Below are 17709 nucleotides of genomic sequence, written 5' to 3' on the forward strand. Positions count from 1 at the left end.
ATAAGGTAGGAGTGTTGAAATATGAATTATTTTTGAGGAATTTTTAGGCAAAATGCAGGCGAGTACCGCAGCGTACTTAAGCGTACGTGAGAAACACAGACGAACTTTAACGACAAAATTACCGAAAAGAATCATATTTCAACACTCCCAAGGTAGCAAATTAGGATAGGTTTTACTTTAACTTGTAAAGTATAACTAGAAACGCTACAAAAATTTAACGGTGAGAATTGAGAAGCTTTTTTATTGCTTTTTCCTTTTCTTTATTTTGAGTCTTTATACTATTTCTTTCTTTTATAATTTTCAGTTTAGTTTTAAATGGAGCAAGAAATAAAGCAGTATAATATTCTGCATCAGAAGCATGTAAATTTCTATTAGCATCTGCTGCTATCCAATCTAAAGCTCTTTTCCCTTTAAAATCTTTAATTTTTTGATCTGCTCTATATTCTAATAAAATACGAGTAGGTTCAACATTAAGATATGACGCTGCATACATAAGAGAAGTCATTCCGGTTTTAGAATTTTGAACGTTAGGATTAACACCTAACTTAAGCAAAAGTTTTATTAAATCAGAGTTATTTCTTTCTGCTGCTAGCATCATTCCAGTACTACCATCTTCATATCTTAAATTAGGACTCATTCCCTGATTAATTAAAAATTCAGCAATTTCCGGCTTCATAAATCCTATATTTATATGGATTAAATTCATGGATGCACCACGCTTTAATAAAAAATCGGCAATTTTTACATTATTATTCGATATAGCATAATCTAGAGGAGTCCAACCCAAGCAGGGTTGATTTACTCCATATCCCTCATCTAATATCTTTTTACCTCTTCAATATTATCTGCCTTAATAGCATCTGCTATCGGTGTAATTGGATTTCCGACTTTTTGATCATACGTGACACCATCCACATATATCTTTTCGGTCTTAAACTCAAGTTTACATTCCGTAGCATGAATAGAAGGAGTAATAAAAATAATTACAAACTTTAAAACTACTTGAATAATTTTCATATAATTAATCTTAATGGTTAACTACTTGATCAATCTAGGTACTATGTAACTATGCAGCATTAAACCTTTATCGGTAAGATAAATATTTTCATCTAGTCTAATTAAATCTAACGCTTGATAATGTTTAAGGTTATTAATATCTAAAATATCTGCTAATTTTGCGTTCACTTTCTGCTCTAATGTAGAAATATTTATGCCACTTTTAAGACGCAACCCCATCATCAGTATTTCTTCAATAATTTCTTGATTTGTTAGCTTAGCGTTAGTTTGAATACCGACATTTTTTGTTTTAACCGAATCTAACCATTTTTCCGGTTTATGCCACATCATAATTGCCGACACCGAACTTGAAGCATCAATTATTCTACTATGAGCTCCAGGACCTATACCTAAATAACTATTATAATTCCAATAAGTTAAATTATGCAAACATTCATGCTCTACTTGAGCATAATTAGATATCTCATATCTAAAATATTTTTTAGATTCTAGATAATGATTTGTCCATTCATACATTTCAGCTGCTTCATCCGAATGTGGTAAGATCAAGTTACCTTCATGAAATAATTTATAAAACGGTGTACCTTTTTCGATAGTCAATTGATAAAGAGAAATATGACCGTTTGCGAGCTGCATAGCTTGCTTTAATTCTTCTTGCCAATCTTTTAATTTCTGACCGCTACGTGCATATATTAAATCAAATGATACTCTTGGAAAAATCGTATTTGCCACCTCAATTGTTTTGATGGCTTGCAAAGCATCATGAGTTCTACCTAATTTTTTTAAATCATCTTCTTTCAAGGATTGTACCCCAATAGAAACACGATTAATTCCGGCGGATTTGAATGCTTTAAACTTTTCAGTTTCAAAGGATGTGGGATTGGTTTCTAGAGTTATTTCAGTTTGATTATCAATAACTGCTATATTACTGATTTTATTTATTATCCCTTCAACTACTACAGGATTCATTAACGAAGGTGTGCCACCGCCGAAAAAAATGGACTTTATATATCTATTTTGAATAATATCCTTAAAATACTCAATTTCGGTTTCATAAGATTTAAGCCATTGATTATGGTCTATAATGTTTGCCACATGAGAATTAAAATCACAATACGGACATTTTGATAAACAAAAAGGCCAATGAATATAAATGCTTAAATCATTAGCCATAACTCTCATATTTTGTATTTTTTCTAGTGCTATTTTAGCATTTTCTTTGATTTTGTTCAAGGTGCATGATAAAACATTATTCTGATTCAAAGGGAGTTTTAAATAAAGCAATGCCTAATTGATTATTAATTGCATGATGGTTAGCTAATTCTGAAGCAACCGTAATTTTTCCGTTATTTAATTCAAATTCCCAATATACCGGAATACGCCAGTATTTACCATTTGCTTTTAGATTACCGAAGTCCTCTTTAAAGGTTGCTGAAGCAAAGGTTTTAGCAATTAAATGTCCATTTTCAAAAACTCCAACTGATTCAACAATCTGAGTCACGTCCGGAAAACTTTTACGAAAATCATTAATACGGTAATGTAAATCATAAATAGTAGCAATATCAAGTATTGAATTTATAAATTTACCTTTACCATAAACATATTGTGCTACTTTATCCCATGGGCTATCCGGTTCAAAAAGTGCATCAATAAAATTTGTTATAATTTCTTTTTTTGTATTCATAGTAAATAACCCTGATTAAATATAGTTATTGTTTATTGACTTTTAAATTAACATTTGATATCTCTTTTTTAATTTTTAAACAATATAATTAAATATTATAAAACTCAACGAATAGCAAGATGATTAACATTGAAAATTTGTATAAAAAACCTTACTTGTTAATTCCTTTTTCAATCAAAAAACTCAAATAGAAGAGAAGACAGTTGGTTTAAACACCGTAACCATAAGGATTTAGAAATTGTTCAACAATGAATAAAAGTTTAGTCAAAAATCATAATAATCGAGAGATTACCTTAAAAAGGATTAGGTTTTACAATTTTTGGCTATTAATACAATATATTAATTAGATATAAAATTTTTGTACTAGAAGATCAACGGCCCATTAACGGGGAATTCTACATAGAAGAAATTAAAGTTGAGCATTATATACTTTTTGCTCAGAATAGAATAATAGGTATGGGTAGAATTATATATGAAAAACATATAGCCTATTTAGGTAGAATAGCGATTCTAAAGGAGTATAGAGGTCAAGGTTATGGCACTATAGTAACTAATCTACTTATTGACATTACAAGAGTCCAAGATAATATAACTATAATAAGCCTTTTTGCTGATAATAAAAAATAAGTTTCTATAAAAAATTTGGCTTTATAGAAACCCAAAATAAAATGACTTTTAATAATACTATATATGTTAATATGATAATTAATAAGAATAAATATGCTAGCTGAGATTTCAATAATCAGCATTTTTAATTTAAGAGGCTACCTATAAAATTATGAAAAAAATTACCTGCTATTTTACAATTGTTTTATTAACTTTTTGCGTTCAAGCTATGGGAAATGACAATAAACAAATATATAACCCGAAAGATACTAAATTTCTAGAAGAAGCAGAAGGCTCTGAAGCTCTAAAATGGGCTAAAGAGCGTACTGATAAGACTAAAAACTCTTTTAAATCTATGCCTACTTATAAGATAATTAAGAAAGAAATAGAATCTATATTTTATGACAAAAGAAAAACCCCTTATGGTATTATCCGTAAAGGATATGTATATAATTTCTGGATGGATGATAAAAATCCGCAAGGATTATGGCGTAGAACGTTAGTTAAAAATTACTCTAAAGATAAACCAAATTGGGAAGTTTTAATCGATTTTGATAAATTATCGAAAAAGCTTAGCAAAAAAGTTATGTTTCTTGGCGTTGATAATTGCTTTCAAGCCCCTAATCGCTACTTAATTGCTATGTCCTTTGGCGGTAAAGATGAACTTTTCTTTAGAGAATGGGATTTACAGAAAAAAGATTTTGTAAAAAATGGCTTTGAACCAAAAACTAATAATGGAAAATTATTAGAAGGAAAGTTTACTGTCGGTACTTGGGTAGATCAAGATACTATTATCTCTAACTTTGTTTTGCATAAGGAAGATGTCACCGATTCACTCTACCCTAACTCGCTCTATATATGGAAGCGAGGAAAACCTATAGAGAAAGCCAAAAAACTATTTGAAATACCAAAGAATTATATACATGTATCAGCTGGTAAACTTTTATCAGATGATGTTTCTTCATCTTTAATATTTATATCTGCGGATAAGGATTTTTATAATTACGATAATTATATTTTAGATGCCAAAGATGAAAGCTTAAAATTACAAGAAATAAATATGCCATCCGATGCAACTCCTCAAGGTTCTTTTAAAGAATATGTGTTTTGGTTACTGCGTTCCGATTGGCAATTTAAAGGTAACCATATAAAAGCAGGTTCGCTTGTTGCTGTGCATTACGCTGATCTTCTAAAAGAAGATAGCAATAAAACTAGCTTAAAAATATTATTTACCCCAACAGAAAGGGAAGTATTTAATTTTGTAGGAATGACTAAAGATACAGTATTTTTAGCTAGCTATGAGAATGTTATTTCAAAAGTAGTAACATTTACATTAGAAAATAATGAATGGACAAAACCGGTAACCTTAAAGCTGCCTTATGAAAATGCAATTTTTGGTATGTCTTCTGATGATCAGGAAGAAGAGGCGTTAATTACTATAGAAAATTCTATAGTACCGCCAACTATATATTTATGGGATAAAACTCATGAATTAAAAGTTATTAGAAAACCTTTATATCCGTTTGATAGCAAAAATTATGTTGTAGATCAAAAGGAAGCAATAAGCTCGGATGGAGTTAAAATACCATATTTCGTTGTTTATAAAAAAGGTACAAAATTTGATGGTAAAAACCCAACATTACTTGAAGCATATGGTGGTTTTCAAGTAATCAACTCTCCATATTTTTCGCGTACAGAAAACGAAGTATGGGTTAAAAACGGTGGGGTTAATGTTCTTGCTAATATCAGAGGTGGCGGAGAGTTTGGTCCTGAGTGGCATAAGGCGGCTCAAGGAATAAAACGTCAAACCGGCTTTAATGATTTTATTGCAGTAGCAGAGGATTTAATAAAGCAAAATATTACTAGCCCTGAGTATTTAGGAATTAAAGGAGGAAGTAACGGCGGATTGCTAGTTAGTGTTGCAATGACGCAGCGTCCCGATTTATTTGGAGCTATAGCATACGAAGTACCGATACTTGATATGGTACGCTATAAAGAATTCGGTGCAGGCCATTCTTGGGTTACAGAATACGGCGATCCAGAAAACTCAAATGATTTAGTACATATTAAAAAATATGCACCTTTAGAAAATTTATCTTTAACTCAAAAATATCCGACTATTTTAATTACCGGTTCGGTACTTGATCAGCGTGTACATCCATGGCATGGAAGAATTTTTGAGTATGTACTTGAGAAGAATCCAAACACTACGACTTATTTCCTAGAAAGTAGTGATAGCGGACATGGTAGCGGTAGTGACTTAAAAGACAGTGCCGATTATTTTATCAATATCTATACATTTTTTGCAAATGCTTTGAAATTGAAAATTAATTAAATTTTACTCTACGCCAATAGGTGTATCTTACCATAGTACTGGATAGTTTTTTAAAAACCCTTGTCATTCCCGCGTAGGCGGGAATCCAGAAAAATAACTTCAATATTGCTATTGCTACAGAGTTACATAATTGATAAAATAACCATATAAAAACTTGTTTTTATATGGTTATACTGGATTCCCGCTTTCGCGGGAATGACATATAAAGCCACTTAAAACCTAGGCAATAATACCGTTTTACGAAAACAACTTTCCAATTCCACTACGTAATAGATTTTTAGGATTCATTTTACTTGCTTTTTTCATCATCTCGCTTATTTGCTTATGTTGCTTTAGCAAAATATTTACTTTTTGTACCGTGGTCCCTGCTCCAGCAGCTATACGTTTTCTACGAGAGGCATTAATCATATCGGGGTTTTTACGCTCTTTCGGCGTCATAGATAAAATAATTGCTTCTTGATGTTCAATTATTTTACCATTTAATTTTGATTGATCTATTTGATCCATAATTTTACCGCTGCCCGGTAACATACTAAGTATACTTCCAAATCCTCCCATTTTTTTTATGCTTCTCATTTGCTGCATATAATCATTTAGATCAAATTTACCTTTTTTTAATTTAGCTGCCGTTTTTTCGGCTTCTTCTCTATCAACTATACTGGCGGCTTTTTCAACAAAGGATATAATATCACCCATATCGAGTATTCGAGAAGCTAAACGTTCAGCATTGAATTCTTCTAAATCAGTTAGCTTTTCACCGCTACTTAAAAATTTAATCGGCTTTTTAGTAATATATTTTACACTAAGTGCCGCACCACCTTTAGAATCGCCGTCAATTCTAGATAAAATTAATCCTGAAATTTCTAACTTTTCATTAAAGCTACTTGCCGTAACTACTGCATCCTGCCCTGTCATACTGTCAATTACTAATAAAGTTTCCGTAGGCTCTACTATCTTTTTTATTGCAAGGGCCTCGTTCATCATCTCTTTATCAATTTGTGTACGACCTGCCGTATCATAAATTACAACGTCATACGCAGAGAGCTTAGCTTCAGCGATAGCTCTTTTGACAATATCAAGAGGTTTCTCACCTTTAACAATCGGTAATGAATCAATACCCACTGAACTTGCAAGTATCGCTAGCTGCTCTTGTGCTGCGGGTCTATAAGTATCAAGAGACACAAGTAGAGGCTTTTTATTTTGATTCTTAAGACGTAAAGCAAGCTTTCCACTCGCCGTAGTTTTACCGCTACCTTGCAAACCTACCATTAATAAATTTACAGGCTGCTTTGAATTTAAATTTAACTTTGTATCGCTTTCACTTGAAGCTAGCAGATTTATCATCTCTTCATGAATAATTTTAATTATCATCTGTCCAGGTGAAACAGACTTAATAACCTCCTGCCCTAAAGCTTTTTGTTTAACTTCCGCTATAAAATCTTTTATCACCGGCAATGCTACATCCGACTCCAAAAGAGCTACTCTTATATCCCGCATAGCAGCATCTATTTGAGCTTCCGTTAAAATTCCTGAGCTGACTAGTCTATCAAAAATCTTCGTTAAATTTTGTGTTAAAGTTTTAAACATGTAAGTAATTTAATTTATAAAGTTCTAATATATTTTGCCCAATATGTTTTAGCAACAATATATTTTGTCGTTTTATGGGTATTGCCTAGAAACAGTTGTTTTATGGTATAATTTAGCTTTTTGATGTCATTCCCGCGAAAACGGGAATCCCAGGGTAAAGCGAGATAAATCGAGCTTTTAATTTTAAAAATTTGCTGTATTTATGCTTTTTTTCCTGGATTCCCGCTTTCGCGGGAATGACATCAAAACTTTAGATCAACTGTTTTTAAGCAGCCCCTGTTTTATGGATAACATGTAGGATAGTATCGAATTCAATAGACCTATTCGGAAAGTCGCTTATAGGGAGGAATTTGAAGGAGACACTTCACCTCGAACCGCAGCGTACTCAAACATACGTGATGATGAGGGGTTAGGATCGACGTACAAATTACCCCTAGAAGTAGAGTTTCCAAGTAGGTCTAATTACTAGAAAACTCATTCACCACTAATATATAACTTGTTTTTAAGTCTAAATCATAATCAATGGTATTATATATTAACTTTTTTATGTCGGTAAATTTTTGCAATAAATATGAAGGATGCTTATTTGGTAGTTTATTAAAAATCTTATTTTCCAAATCTAGAAGTTCAATATTAACGTTAGCAGATTTTTTAAGGATTCTATTCATTAATAATAATAAATTATCAATAAAATCTAGCCATAATTCTCGGTCTTTAGTAGTAAAACGATTAATAAAATCTAACGTTTCATTATCTGCTATCGGCTGAATAAACTCGGAATATAATTTGTTTTTAGTATGATGGATAGATGATCTAACATTAATTTTAAAACATCTTGATCTAATTGTAGAAATAATACTTGCAGCTCTTGAAGTAATTAAAAAAATATAACTATTCTTTGGTGCATCTTCAAGAATTTTTAAGCATGAATTAGCCGCATTCAAATTCATAAGATCCGCCGAATAAATTACGGCAATTTTATAACCTGAAATTGCAGAAGTTTTACTTAAAAAATCTTGTAACTTTCTTATTTGTTCAATAGAAATATTTTTAGCATTAGATGTACTTGAAGTTTCCCTAGCGATAAAATGATAATCAGGATTGTTTATGAGAGGAATATTATTCTTAAAAAGCTTTAAATATATAAAATCTTCTAAATCTTTTAAAGCCTGCTCTATATTTTCAGCTTCAATAAGCCAGCTGTTATATAACTTGTTATGTTTTAAGTTAAACTCTAGATTTTCGATTATCAATGGTTGTAATATCGTTATGAATTATACTTAAGAAGCGTTATATATCATTCCGGCTTTTGCAAAGCATTGTTGCATGAGCCGGTTTTTCTAGTGTCACCCCGCAAGCTTGTAGCGGGGTTCAGGAATTATCAGTACTATAAGTTACTTCTTTATCATTAATTACAAGCTTCTTTCATTTTTCTTCCTGCTCTAAAAGTAGGTTGATTGTAAGCATCTATTTTCATTTTTGCTCCGGTTTTTGGATTACGACCCTCACGTGCTTTTCTATGATGTATTTCAAATGAACCGAAACCTGTTATATTAATATTATGGTGACTATTTATAGCACTAATCACACTATCAAGAACTAAATTAAGTGCTTTCTCGGCATCAGCTTTTGTTAATGATTTATGTGAAGCATGTTTATGATTATGACCATGGTCGGTCATAAATGCTATAAATTCGGTTTTATTCATTTTTTTTGGTTCTTGTTTGTTATGTGTACTCATAATAAAATCAACTCTCCTTTAATGGGTTAATATGTATTGATGTTTTTTTATAAAACAATATATACAACTGACAATAATATACATCAATATATTTTTTATGTGAGTTAATTATAACAAACTACCCAAATACTGCAAATGCCAGTTATTTACAAAGTTTAAAATATATACGTTATTATATTAATTTATAGAAAAATGTAGCCATTTTACATCAGTTATACTGTTAAAACTATCTTAATCAAGTAATTAAAGTGAAAATTTATCATTAAAACCCTAATTTATTGTCAGTAGTAAATTACAAAAATTAATTTCCTACCCTGTAAAAAATTATAAGTTTTTTAATAAAAAACAATATATACTTTTTTATATTAAATATTTCTAACCGAATAGAGGATTATATAATAATTCGCTATTCACATTAATTTAGAATAAAATTTTTAAAAAAACACCCATTAAATATTATGTTATTATCTGAAATTTGTATTAAGCGTCCTGTCTTTGCTACGGTTTTGAGTTTGGTTATCGTAGCTCTTGGAGCAATTTTTTTTACTAAACTACAAATTAGAGGAACTCCGGATATTTCAGTTCCCATAATAAATGTCAATGCTCATTATGCAGGTGCCGATGCTTTATATATGGAAAAAGAAATAACAACACGTATAGAAAAAACTTTAAAGACGGTTAAAAATTTAGATTATATAACTTCTCAAAGTTCCACGGGCGAAAGTAGTATTACTTTATCGTTTCTATTATCTACCGATATTGAAATAGCATTAAACGATGTTCGCTCTAAAATATCGGATATTACTTACATGTTTCCACAAGATATGAAAGCTCCATCGGTTGCAAAACTTGATGCCGATAGTTTTCCAAGCCTCTTCATAAGTGTTGAAAGCGACCAATATAACGACTTGGAGTTAACAAAAATTGTTGAAGATAGTCTACAAACACCATTGGATAAACTTGAGTCGGTTGGACAGTCGCAAATTTACGGTGGCAGGGAATATATAATGAGAATAGAACCAGACTCTAAAAAATTATATCAGCATAAAATTTCTTTATTGGAGATTGAATCCGCAATAAAAGAACAAAATAAAGATTATCCAGCAGGTACAATTAAAACCGGAATTAATAATTTTATAGTAACTCTTGAAGGTTCTTTATCTACACCGGAAGAATTTGGCAATATTATTCTAAAAACACAAAACGGCAGTATAATAAAATTACGAGACATAGCGAAAGTATCTTTAACTTCTCCCGATGAAGATATAATTTTTAGATATAACGGCAAAAGTTCTATTGCTCTTGGTCTTATAAAAGAATCAAAAGCCAACGTCATCGATTTATCAAATGAAGTAACTAAAGAATTAGAAAGAATTAAAGAATCAATGCCGAGTGGAGTAAGCATGGGTATCGCATACGATGGAGCAACACCGGTAAAAGCATCAATTTATGCAGTATTTCAAACAATTTTTGAAGCTTTAATATTAGTAGTTTTAGTCACTTATTTATTTCTTGCATCTGCTAAAATCACCTTGATTCCGTTTGTAACGATTCCGGTATCGTTGATTGGTACTTTTAGCGTGATGTATGCTTTTGGCTTTTCTATTAATATATTTACGCTCCTTGCTATGATACTTGCTATCGGTTTAGTCGTCGACGATGCAATAGTTATGCTTGAAAACATTTTTAGATATAATGAAATGGGGCATAAACCCATGGAAGCAGCTTTGCTTGCTTCCAAAGAAATCGGTTTTGCAATCATTGCTATGACTATTACGCTTGCTGCCGTATTTTTACCTGTCGGTTTTATAGAAGGCTTTATAGGCAAATTATTTATTGAATTTGCTTGGACTTTAGCATTTTGTGTTTTGTTTTCAGGATTTGTTGCTTTAACTTTGACTCCTATGATGTCGAGTCGTATGGTCACAAAACATAATACGGACTTACCAAAATTCTTAGTAAAGTTTAATGATATTCTACAATTTATTCAAAATAAATATATTTACTATCTAAAGCTAACTTTTGACAATAAAAAGAAATTTACTCTCATTATTGCTGCATCATTTATAGTACTGATAGTCAGCTTTAAATTTACTCAAAAAGTTTTTGTACCACAAGAAGATGACGGATTTTTGCAAGTTTCTTTTAAAGGACCGGAAGGTTCTAGTTTAGAATCTTCTACTAAAGTAGTGAAGGAGGCAGAAAAAATCCTTGCTAATTATAAAGATATATTAGGTTATCTGATGGTAATAGGTGCAGGCGGTAGCGATAATGTTTTTGGATTCATTCCGTTAAAAGACTGGGATGAGCGCTCTCGTTCCCAAGAAACTATTAAGAATATGCTAAATAAGCAATTTTCCGAAATACCGGGTATGTCGATTTTCGCTATGGATCCACGTTCAATGGTTAGCGGGAATGCCGGTAGCCCTATCGAGTTCACTATTCAAACAAACCTTGAGTATGATGATCTAGATAAAATATCGCAGCAATTTATCGATATAATGAAAACAAACTCTATTTTCTTAAACGTCAATAGAAATTTACAATCGGCGATGCCAACTATAAGTATAGAAATTAATCGTGATAAGGCTTATTTATACGGGATGAATTTGGCAAATATCGGTAGAACGATACAATATTTACTTGCAGGTCAACAAATCGGTGATTTTAGAATGGGCAATGATTTATACGATGTTATATTACAATCTAATCAAAAAGAGCGAAAAGATATTAGCGATTTTAGTAAAATTTTAATTAGGGCAAATAATAATAATATGTTACCGCTTGAGTCGATAGCTAGCATTAAGGAAACAATATCCGTAAAATCATATAGCCATTATAACAATTCAAAATCCGTTACTATTTCTTCCGATCTTGCTCCTGATAGAAAAATTGATGACGCAATTGATGAAATTAATAAAATAGCCGTTAAATTACTTGATCCTAGTAATACTATGCTTGAATATATCGGAGAAATTAAACAAATGAGAGAGGCAGACAGTAATATGCTTATAACATTTGGATTTGCTCTTATATTTATCTATTTAGTGCTTGCAGCTCAATTTGAAAGTTTTACTGACCCTTTATTAATATTACTTGCCGTACCTTTCTCAATAACCGGCGGCGTACTTGCTCTCTGGCTTGCCGGTAACAGCCTTAATATGTATAGCAATATTGGACTTATTACTTTAATTGGATTAATTACCAAAAATTCTATTATGTTAGTAGAATTTGCTAACCAATTAAGAGAGAAAGGAGTAAATGTTAGAGAGGCTATAATAGAATCCTCAAAACTTCGCTTGCGTCCAATTCTTATGACTACTCTTGCTGCCGTAGTCGGGGCTCTACCTCTAATTTTTGCAAGCGGTGCCGGTGCTGCTGCTCGTAATTCTATCGGTTTTGTAATAGTTGGAGGATTAAGCATCGGTACTATATTTACAATTTTTGTTATACCCGTAATATACCAAACTTTTAAGAAAGATTAATACAGCTTCAACCGGTAAAGTATTGACACCAAATTTTTGTAAGACTCGTCTATGCTCACGTATTTATATACGCTCCGCAGACTCACTTTGAAATTTAATTTCAATATTTTACTGCTTTTTGCTGCATGTTATGAAAATTTAGTAGACATAAGACTTAAAATACGAAATTATTATTTTACCATAAGTAAATAATTTAACAAAAGGTTTAGTATGCTAATAAACACTTCTAATAATCCGCTTATTACTACTATACATTTACTATCTTCTATAGGTGCTATAAATTGGGGTTTAGTTGGATTGTTTAATTTTAATTTAGTCACACTTTTATTTGGTTCATTTCCAATTATTGTTACAATACTTTACATAATTATAGGATTTTGTGGAGTCTATTCTTTCCTTTGTTTAGGTAAATTATTCTGCAAGCCAGGAATAGAGAAAGCGAAGTAAAACCCCTTTTTGTCATTGCGAGGAGGCATTGTTGCGTGGATCGGTTTTTCCGTCATTGCGAGAAGAATTACCGTAGTAATTCGACGAAGCAATCTCGTGCCAAATTCCTGAGATTGCCACGTCGATGCTACGCATCCCCTCGCAATGACGGCTCAGGTGTTCACACGGGCAATACCTACTCACAATGACATCGTAACAACTTCACTTGTGCTATAGCAGTTATCGCTGCTGTTTCAGCTCGCAGTATATTACTTCCTAAACTTATAGATTTTGTATTCTTATGTGAGGCCAGAAGTTCAAGCTCATCATTAGTAAAGCCGCCCTCCGGCCCAATAACAATAGCAATATCATTATTATTAAGTAATGATGAAATTTGTAATATAGAGTTTTCTTCTTTTTCATGTTCATTAGCATATAACATAAAATTATTGTTCTTTTTAAGATAATCTTGCAGTTTAATAGCTTGCTCAATTATCGGTGGGGTAAGACGTTCTGATTGCTCCGTCGCTTCAATAGCACACTTCGTTAAACGTTCAATATTTACCGATCTAAATTGGCATCGCTCTGTGATTAACGGAATAATTTTAGTTATGCCAAGTTGCACCGCCATATTTATTGTAAGCATTAATTTATCTTGCTTTATTATAGCAATAGCAAGAGTTAAAGCAGATTCCGTATAAGGCTTTTTTAGCTGTTCTTTAATCTTAACCGCTAGATTATTTTTACCTATATCAGTAATTTGCACTAAAAACTCTCCATCTATGCCGTTAAAGATACGTAAGGCATCATTTACTTTAAGACGTAGCACCGTTTTAACATAATGAACATGATCGCTTGCTAATTCTATCTTGCTATTTTCACCTAAACGACTATTAATATAAATACGATTAAATTTCATATATACTCAGATAGAACTTGAAAAATTGGCTACGTCGTCTTTGTAAGTCCTCGGATACTCACGTATTAATATACGCTCCGCTCCTCGGCGTGCAAACTCCTTGCTCTTTTCCAAGTTGATCTTCGTATATCAACTCTTCACTTCGCAGGAGTATTAATTATGGACGATAAAAAAGATAATAATATATCAGAAGAAGAAAATTTACAGCTAAATTCACAAAACTTCAGACAGAATGAATTTAAGAGTAAGTCTACGGAGCGTACAATAGTACGTGAGTACAGACTTAACTCAAAAAATTCGCCTGTATCAAGCTTTGTGAATGACGCTGTACCAAAAGAAAAAGAAACACAGAAAGAGATTGGCGGTGTTAAAGGTCTAGAACCGACAAGATACGGCGATTGGCAGCATAAAGGTAAAGTCACGGATTTCTAATGTCTTGCTACCAACAAACAAAAATTTTACCTTACAAACCGCAAGAATTATTTGATTTGGTGTGGGATGTAAAGTCTTATCCTAAATTCTTGCCTTGGTGTTCTGCTTCTAGAATTATTTCAGAAGATAACTATGAGACCATTGCTGAGTTAGTAATTCAGTTAAAAGGCTTTTCAGAAAAATATAACTCACGAGTTACAAATACAATAACAGATGATGGAATATATTTGATTAATACAATAGCTATTTCAGGACCTTTTGAATATCTAAAAAGTACTTGGCAATTTGTTCCGTGTGCGGTAGGAACTGAATTAAAATTCTTTATTGATTTTAAGATGAAGTCCGTAATACTAGATAAGTTAATTGGCACTTATTTTACCAAAGCAACCGAAAAAATGATTGTAGCTTTTGAAAAGAGAGCAAAGGATGTTATTAAATAAAAATTAAAGAGGTAATTAGTCAATCATTAACAACTATTAATATTAATGCTTGACATTTGTTAAAAAATTCCGTATTTTATGGTAATTACAAATAAATTAGCATTGGAAAATACAAATGAAAGAGTTCGAGTATTTACATATAGCAGAAATTCCTACAAACAATATAAGCAATAAGGAGTTTGCTCATTTAGGAGTAAATCTTGCATATAAGACAGATGATACAAATCGATATCTTGCAGAAGCATTAATGACTGATGGTCGTCACTTAGTAGGTAGCGGCTTTGAAATACTCGCAGCTTCTTGTGAGAATGCAAGTACAGCTCAATATGGTTACAAGGCCGTTGCGTTTATAAATAAAGACACTAAAGAAATTCATATTGCTAGTGCCGGTACAAAAGCAGATATTAATGATATATTGGATGATATACGTATTACTTTCCATTATGCTCCTAGCAAACTAATACCGGTTAAAGAGTTTATTAACGAAATAATCCAGAAAATAGGCGGTAACGAGAAAGCTGCAGAATATATTTTTAATACTAGCGGTCATTCACTTGGAGCAATAGTTGCGGATTTAACCGGCGTAGAATTACATTCCCGTAATTTAAATTTTAATAAATCTACTACTTTTGACAGCCCAGGTTCAGCAGAAGTAATTAAATATGCTATTGAGCAGGATTTATTTACCGGAAAAGTGACAACTTCGATAGAGGAACTTGCTAACCATTCTGAAGTATATAATGCAAAACCTAATATTATTAATACTACCAATAATCATGCCGGTAAAATAAACTTAGTTCTACCGAAAATAACTAATATAGAGGAGTCCGAATCATCAAAGGCAGAAGGACGGGGAACATATTTATATAATATGGCCGGCTCTGCCGCTTACAAAGCCGCAGAATATCTAGGCATTACTAAAATGGTTGAAGGAATAAATAATCATAAGCTAAAGAATTTTGCTGATTTAAAAGATAGTGCTGTTTTACCCATAGCCGATTGGAAAGAACAAATATTAGAAAATAACAAGTATACTCAAAAACTTAAAGACATTCCAGGTCATGGTAAAGATGTATTTTTATTAGACACTTATTTTGAAGAGGAATATCCTGGTATGGTCGGAATAGATATGTATCATTGGGGATATGACAGCTTACAATCTTGTGCTACAGAAGTTGAACAAATAGGCAATATAAATAATAATTTAATACCGATAATATGTTAGAGTATGTTGTTTTCGGTATTGCTAGACTAGCACGCAGTGGAGCTAATACTATTTCAGAAGCTTGCAAAGACACTATTGATACTATTTCAGATATAGTAGAAGCTTGCAAGGACACTATTGATACTATTTCAAATACAACTCCGGAAGTGATAGAAGAACCTAACCTAAAGTCAGAAGATATTGAAGGCGACTGGGTAGAAGTATCTCTAATAGGAAAGTAAACTTCTATATTTTAATTACAATCTAAATTACCCTCAATTGTTGATAAATAGTTGGGGTTTTTTACTTTAAACCAACTCTATAAATTTCTCCTGCGGAATATTTTAAAACAAACTCATATTCTATATCTTAATAAATATTAACTAATTGATTGACTTTTATTTCAAATTACCATAAAATATGGTTACAGGTTAAAAAAGAGGTAGATATGTCTAAGCACAAAAATTCTAAACATATTAGCACTAAAAAACTTGCTTATATAGGTTTAGACCTAGCATATAAAACAGATGATTTAAATATTTATAATCTAGAAACATCAAAAATCAATGAACAATTAACAGATAGCGGCTGGGAAATACTAGCTGCTTCATGTGATTATGTCAGCACTGCTAAATATGGTTATAAAGCCGTCGCATTTATAAATAAAGAAACTAAAGAAGTTCATATTGCTAGTGCCGGCACAAAATTTAATATATATGATTTATTAGACGACGTGCTTATCACTCTTCGCTATTTACCTACTAAACTAACTCCACTTCTCTCAATTGACCTCTGTGGCGCTAAGATTATACTATTGCTGGTATAGAAAACATCTGTATGATTCAAAAAAGACAAATAGTAGGGCCTAATGAGCATGTCTCTACTTTCGAAATTTTAAAATGTTAATGGCGGCATAATATCTAAAATCTTATATTTAAGCCCAGATCATAAACATGATTCATAGATGCGACAGGGCCTGCTCACACATCATCCAGCTTACTACTTTCACACAATGCGCGCCCCAGATCTATTTGCAACAGCACCACTTGATGGCACTTTCCATGAGTCTACTTTATTGAAAATATTTTTGTCAAGCAAAATATACAATAGTTCCATTTTAATTTATCAGGATATTATAAATATGTGTTTATCTAAAATAATACAGTCATTCTTACAGCATCAACTTGCTATAAATCGCATGTCACGTTTGACTTGCTCCAAACTAAGTGGCATACCATATCAAACTATTATCGACATCAGTCGTAGTATTAATTCTGCCCCTTCATTGCTAACAATCATGAGGATTGCTGATTTTTTTGAGTGTTCCATAGATGAAGTGGTAGGGAGAGAGGCATATACTGTATTTAAACAAGATGGCGGTACCTTTAATAAACTACAATCTACGGATGCCTCAAGTAATCTAAAAAGATTTATTAGTAATAAAATTTATTCATTATCTATTAGTCCTTATGAATTAGGACTTAGTATTGGTTTTAGTCAAGAAGTAATACCACGTTTTTTACATTCAAATAATACTTGTAATATGCTTAGTTTAAAAATACTAATATCATTAGCAAATTATTTTGATATTTCGATAGATGTAATGATTGGTCGCATCACCAATTAAATGATATCAGTGTCACTGGTCACGACGGCTCTGTCGCATCTATTGCCAAGTGTCGTCATATAATGGCCTGAAAAAACTGAACAAAAAAATAGTTAGGTTTGCTTGGTAATAAGTTAGAATAGACCAAATAACTTAAGAGGTAAGAATGACTAAGAAACAGTTTCGGAATTTCAGTGCCGAAGAAAAGACCAAGATAGTATTAGAAT

The 17709-nt window shown here is 31.8% G+C and carries 16 protein-coding genes and 2 pseudogenes; 10 read left to right on the top strand and 8 right to left on the bottom strand.

Going from position 1 to position 17709, the window contains the following annotated elements; all coding sequences use genetic code 11:
• Nucleotides 1–475 precede the first annotated feature (475 nt).
• From AC1Z7D_RS01880 to AC1Z7D_RS01895, 4 genes and pseudogenes are all read right to left on the bottom strand, one after another.
• Nucleotides 476–787 (bottom strand): annotated as a pseudogene (locus AC1Z7D_RS01880) (ankyrin repeat domain-containing protein); the annotation flags it as partial.
• 29 nt (nt 788–816) lie between these two features.
• Entirely contained in the window at nt 817–1017 is a 201-nt protein-coding gene (locus AC1Z7D_RS01885) for a hypothetical protein (protein WP_482601483.1), read from the bottom strand.
• Nucleotides 1018–1038: 21 nt separating this feature from the next.
• The gene (gene hemW / locus AC1Z7D_RS01890) at nt 1039–2199 is read right to left on the bottom strand and encodes a radical SAM family heme chaperone HemW (protein WP_482601496.1); all 1161 of its coding nucleotides are present in this window, start codon (nt 2197–2199) and stop codon (nt 1039–1041) included.
• Nucleotides 2200–2266: 67 nt separating this feature from the next.
• Nucleotides 2267–2701: a hypothetical protein gene (locus AC1Z7D_RS01895; RefSeq protein ID WP_482601484.1), complete on the bottom strand. Its 435-nt coding sequence runs from the start codon at nt 2699–2701 to the stop codon at nt 2267–2269.
• A gap of 408 nt (nt 2702–3109) precedes the next feature.
• Between AC1Z7D_RS01895 and AC1Z7D_RS01900 the strand changes: the two genes are divergently transcribed.
• Nucleotides 3110–3328, top strand: coding sequence for a GNAT family N-acetyltransferase (locus AC1Z7D_RS01900; protein ID WP_482601497.1), 219 nt, complete (start codon nt 3110–3112; stop codon nt 3326–3328).
• 151 nt (nt 3329–3479) lie between these two features.
• Nucleotides 3480–5642: a prolyl oligopeptidase family serine peptidase gene (locus tag AC1Z7D_RS01905; protein WP_482601485.1), complete on the top strand. Its 2163-nt coding sequence runs from the start codon at nt 3480–3482 to the stop codon at nt 5640–5642.
• A gap of 237 nt (nt 5643–5879) precedes the next feature.
• Here the strand turns inward: AC1Z7D_RS01905 and ffh are convergent, their stop codons facing one another.
• The 3 genes from ffh to AC1Z7D_RS01920 all read right to left on the bottom strand — a co-directional run bounded on the left by ffh (nt 5880) and on the right by AC1Z7D_RS01920 (nt 8970).
• Nucleotides 5880–7229: a signal recognition particle protein gene (ffh, locus tag AC1Z7D_RS01910; RefSeq protein WP_482601486.1), complete on the bottom strand. Its 1350-nt coding sequence runs from the start codon at nt 7227–7229 to the stop codon at nt 5880–5882.
• 458 nt (nt 7230–7687) lie between these two features.
• Entirely contained in the window at nt 7688–8482 is a 795-nt protein-coding gene (locus AC1Z7D_RS01915) for a DNA polymerase III subunit delta' (protein ID WP_482601487.1), read from the bottom strand.
• 155 nt (nt 8483–8637) lie between these two features.
• A complete protein-coding gene (locus AC1Z7D_RS01920) occupies nt 8638–8970 on the bottom strand; it encodes an HU family DNA-binding protein (protein ID WP_482601488.1) in 333 nt (110 codons plus the stop codon).
• 458 nt (nt 8971–9428) lie between these two features.
• Here AC1Z7D_RS01920 and AC1Z7D_RS01925 point away from each other — a divergent pair, with 458 nt between their 5' ends.
• On the top strand, nt 9429–12455 hold the full coding sequence (locus AC1Z7D_RS01925; protein WP_482601489.1) for an efflux RND transporter permease subunit: 3027 nt from the start codon (nt 9429–9431) through the stop codon (nt 12453–12455).
• A gap of 210 nt (nt 12456–12665) precedes the next feature.
• Complete coding sequence (locus AC1Z7D_RS01930; protein WP_040257031.1) at nt 12666–12902, top strand: DUF378 domain-containing protein; 237 nt, start codon at nt 12666–12668, stop codon at nt 12900–12902.
• Nucleotides 12903–13077: 175 nt separating this feature from the next.
• Here AC1Z7D_RS01930 and AC1Z7D_RS01935 read toward each other — a convergent pair whose 3' ends face one another.
• Nucleotides 13078–13800: a 16S rRNA (uracil(1498)-N(3))-methyltransferase gene (locus tag AC1Z7D_RS01935; protein WP_482601490.1), complete on the bottom strand. Its 723-nt coding sequence runs from the start codon at nt 13798–13800 to the stop codon at nt 13078–13080.
• Between the two features lie 159 nt (nt 13801–13959).
• On the opposite strand from AC1Z7D_RS01935, the gene AC1Z7D_RS01940 reads away from it, so the two are divergent.
• The 6 genes and pseudogenes from AC1Z7D_RS01940 to AC1Z7D_RS01965 all read left to right on the top strand — a co-directional run bounded on the left by AC1Z7D_RS01940 (nt 13960) and on the right by AC1Z7D_RS01965 (nt 17503).
• Nucleotides 13960–14232, top strand: coding sequence for a DUF1674 domain-containing protein (locus tag AC1Z7D_RS01940; protein ID WP_482601491.1), 273 nt, complete (start codon nt 13960–13962; stop codon nt 14230–14232).
• Entirely contained in the window at nt 14232–14672 is a 441-nt protein-coding gene (locus AC1Z7D_RS01945) for a type II toxin-antitoxin system RatA family toxin (RefSeq protein ID WP_482601492.1), read from the top strand. The genes AC1Z7D_RS01940 and AC1Z7D_RS01945 overlap by 1 nt, the downstream gene beginning before the upstream one ends.
• Nucleotides 14673–14787: 115 nt before the next feature.
• Nucleotides 14788–15897: a secreted effector lipase Rlip gene (gene rlip, locus AC1Z7D_RS01950; RefSeq protein ID WP_482601493.1), complete on the top strand. Its 1110-nt coding sequence runs from the start codon at nt 14788–14790 to the stop codon at nt 15895–15897.
• Nucleotides 15891–16118 (top strand): RP165 family protein, encoded by a 228-nt coding sequence (locus AC1Z7D_RS01955; RefSeq protein WP_482601494.1) that lies wholly within the window; start codon nt 15891–15893, stop codon nt 16116–16118. Before rlip ends, AC1Z7D_RS01955 begins: the two co-directional genes overlap by 7 nt.
• Nucleotides 16119–16324: 206 nt before the next feature.
• Nucleotides 16325–16654 (top strand): annotated as a pseudogene (locus tag AC1Z7D_RS01960) (secreted effector lipase Rlip); the annotation flags it as partial.
• Nucleotides 16655–16888: 234 nt separating this feature from the next.
• Nucleotides 16889–17503, top strand: a complete 615-nt coding sequence (locus AC1Z7D_RS01965) for a hypothetical protein (RefSeq protein ID WP_482601495.1) — start codon at nt 16889–16891, stop codon at nt 17501–17503.
• Nucleotides 17504–17709: the final 206 nt, after the last annotated feature.

The organism is Rickettsia sp. (assembly GCF_965035265.1).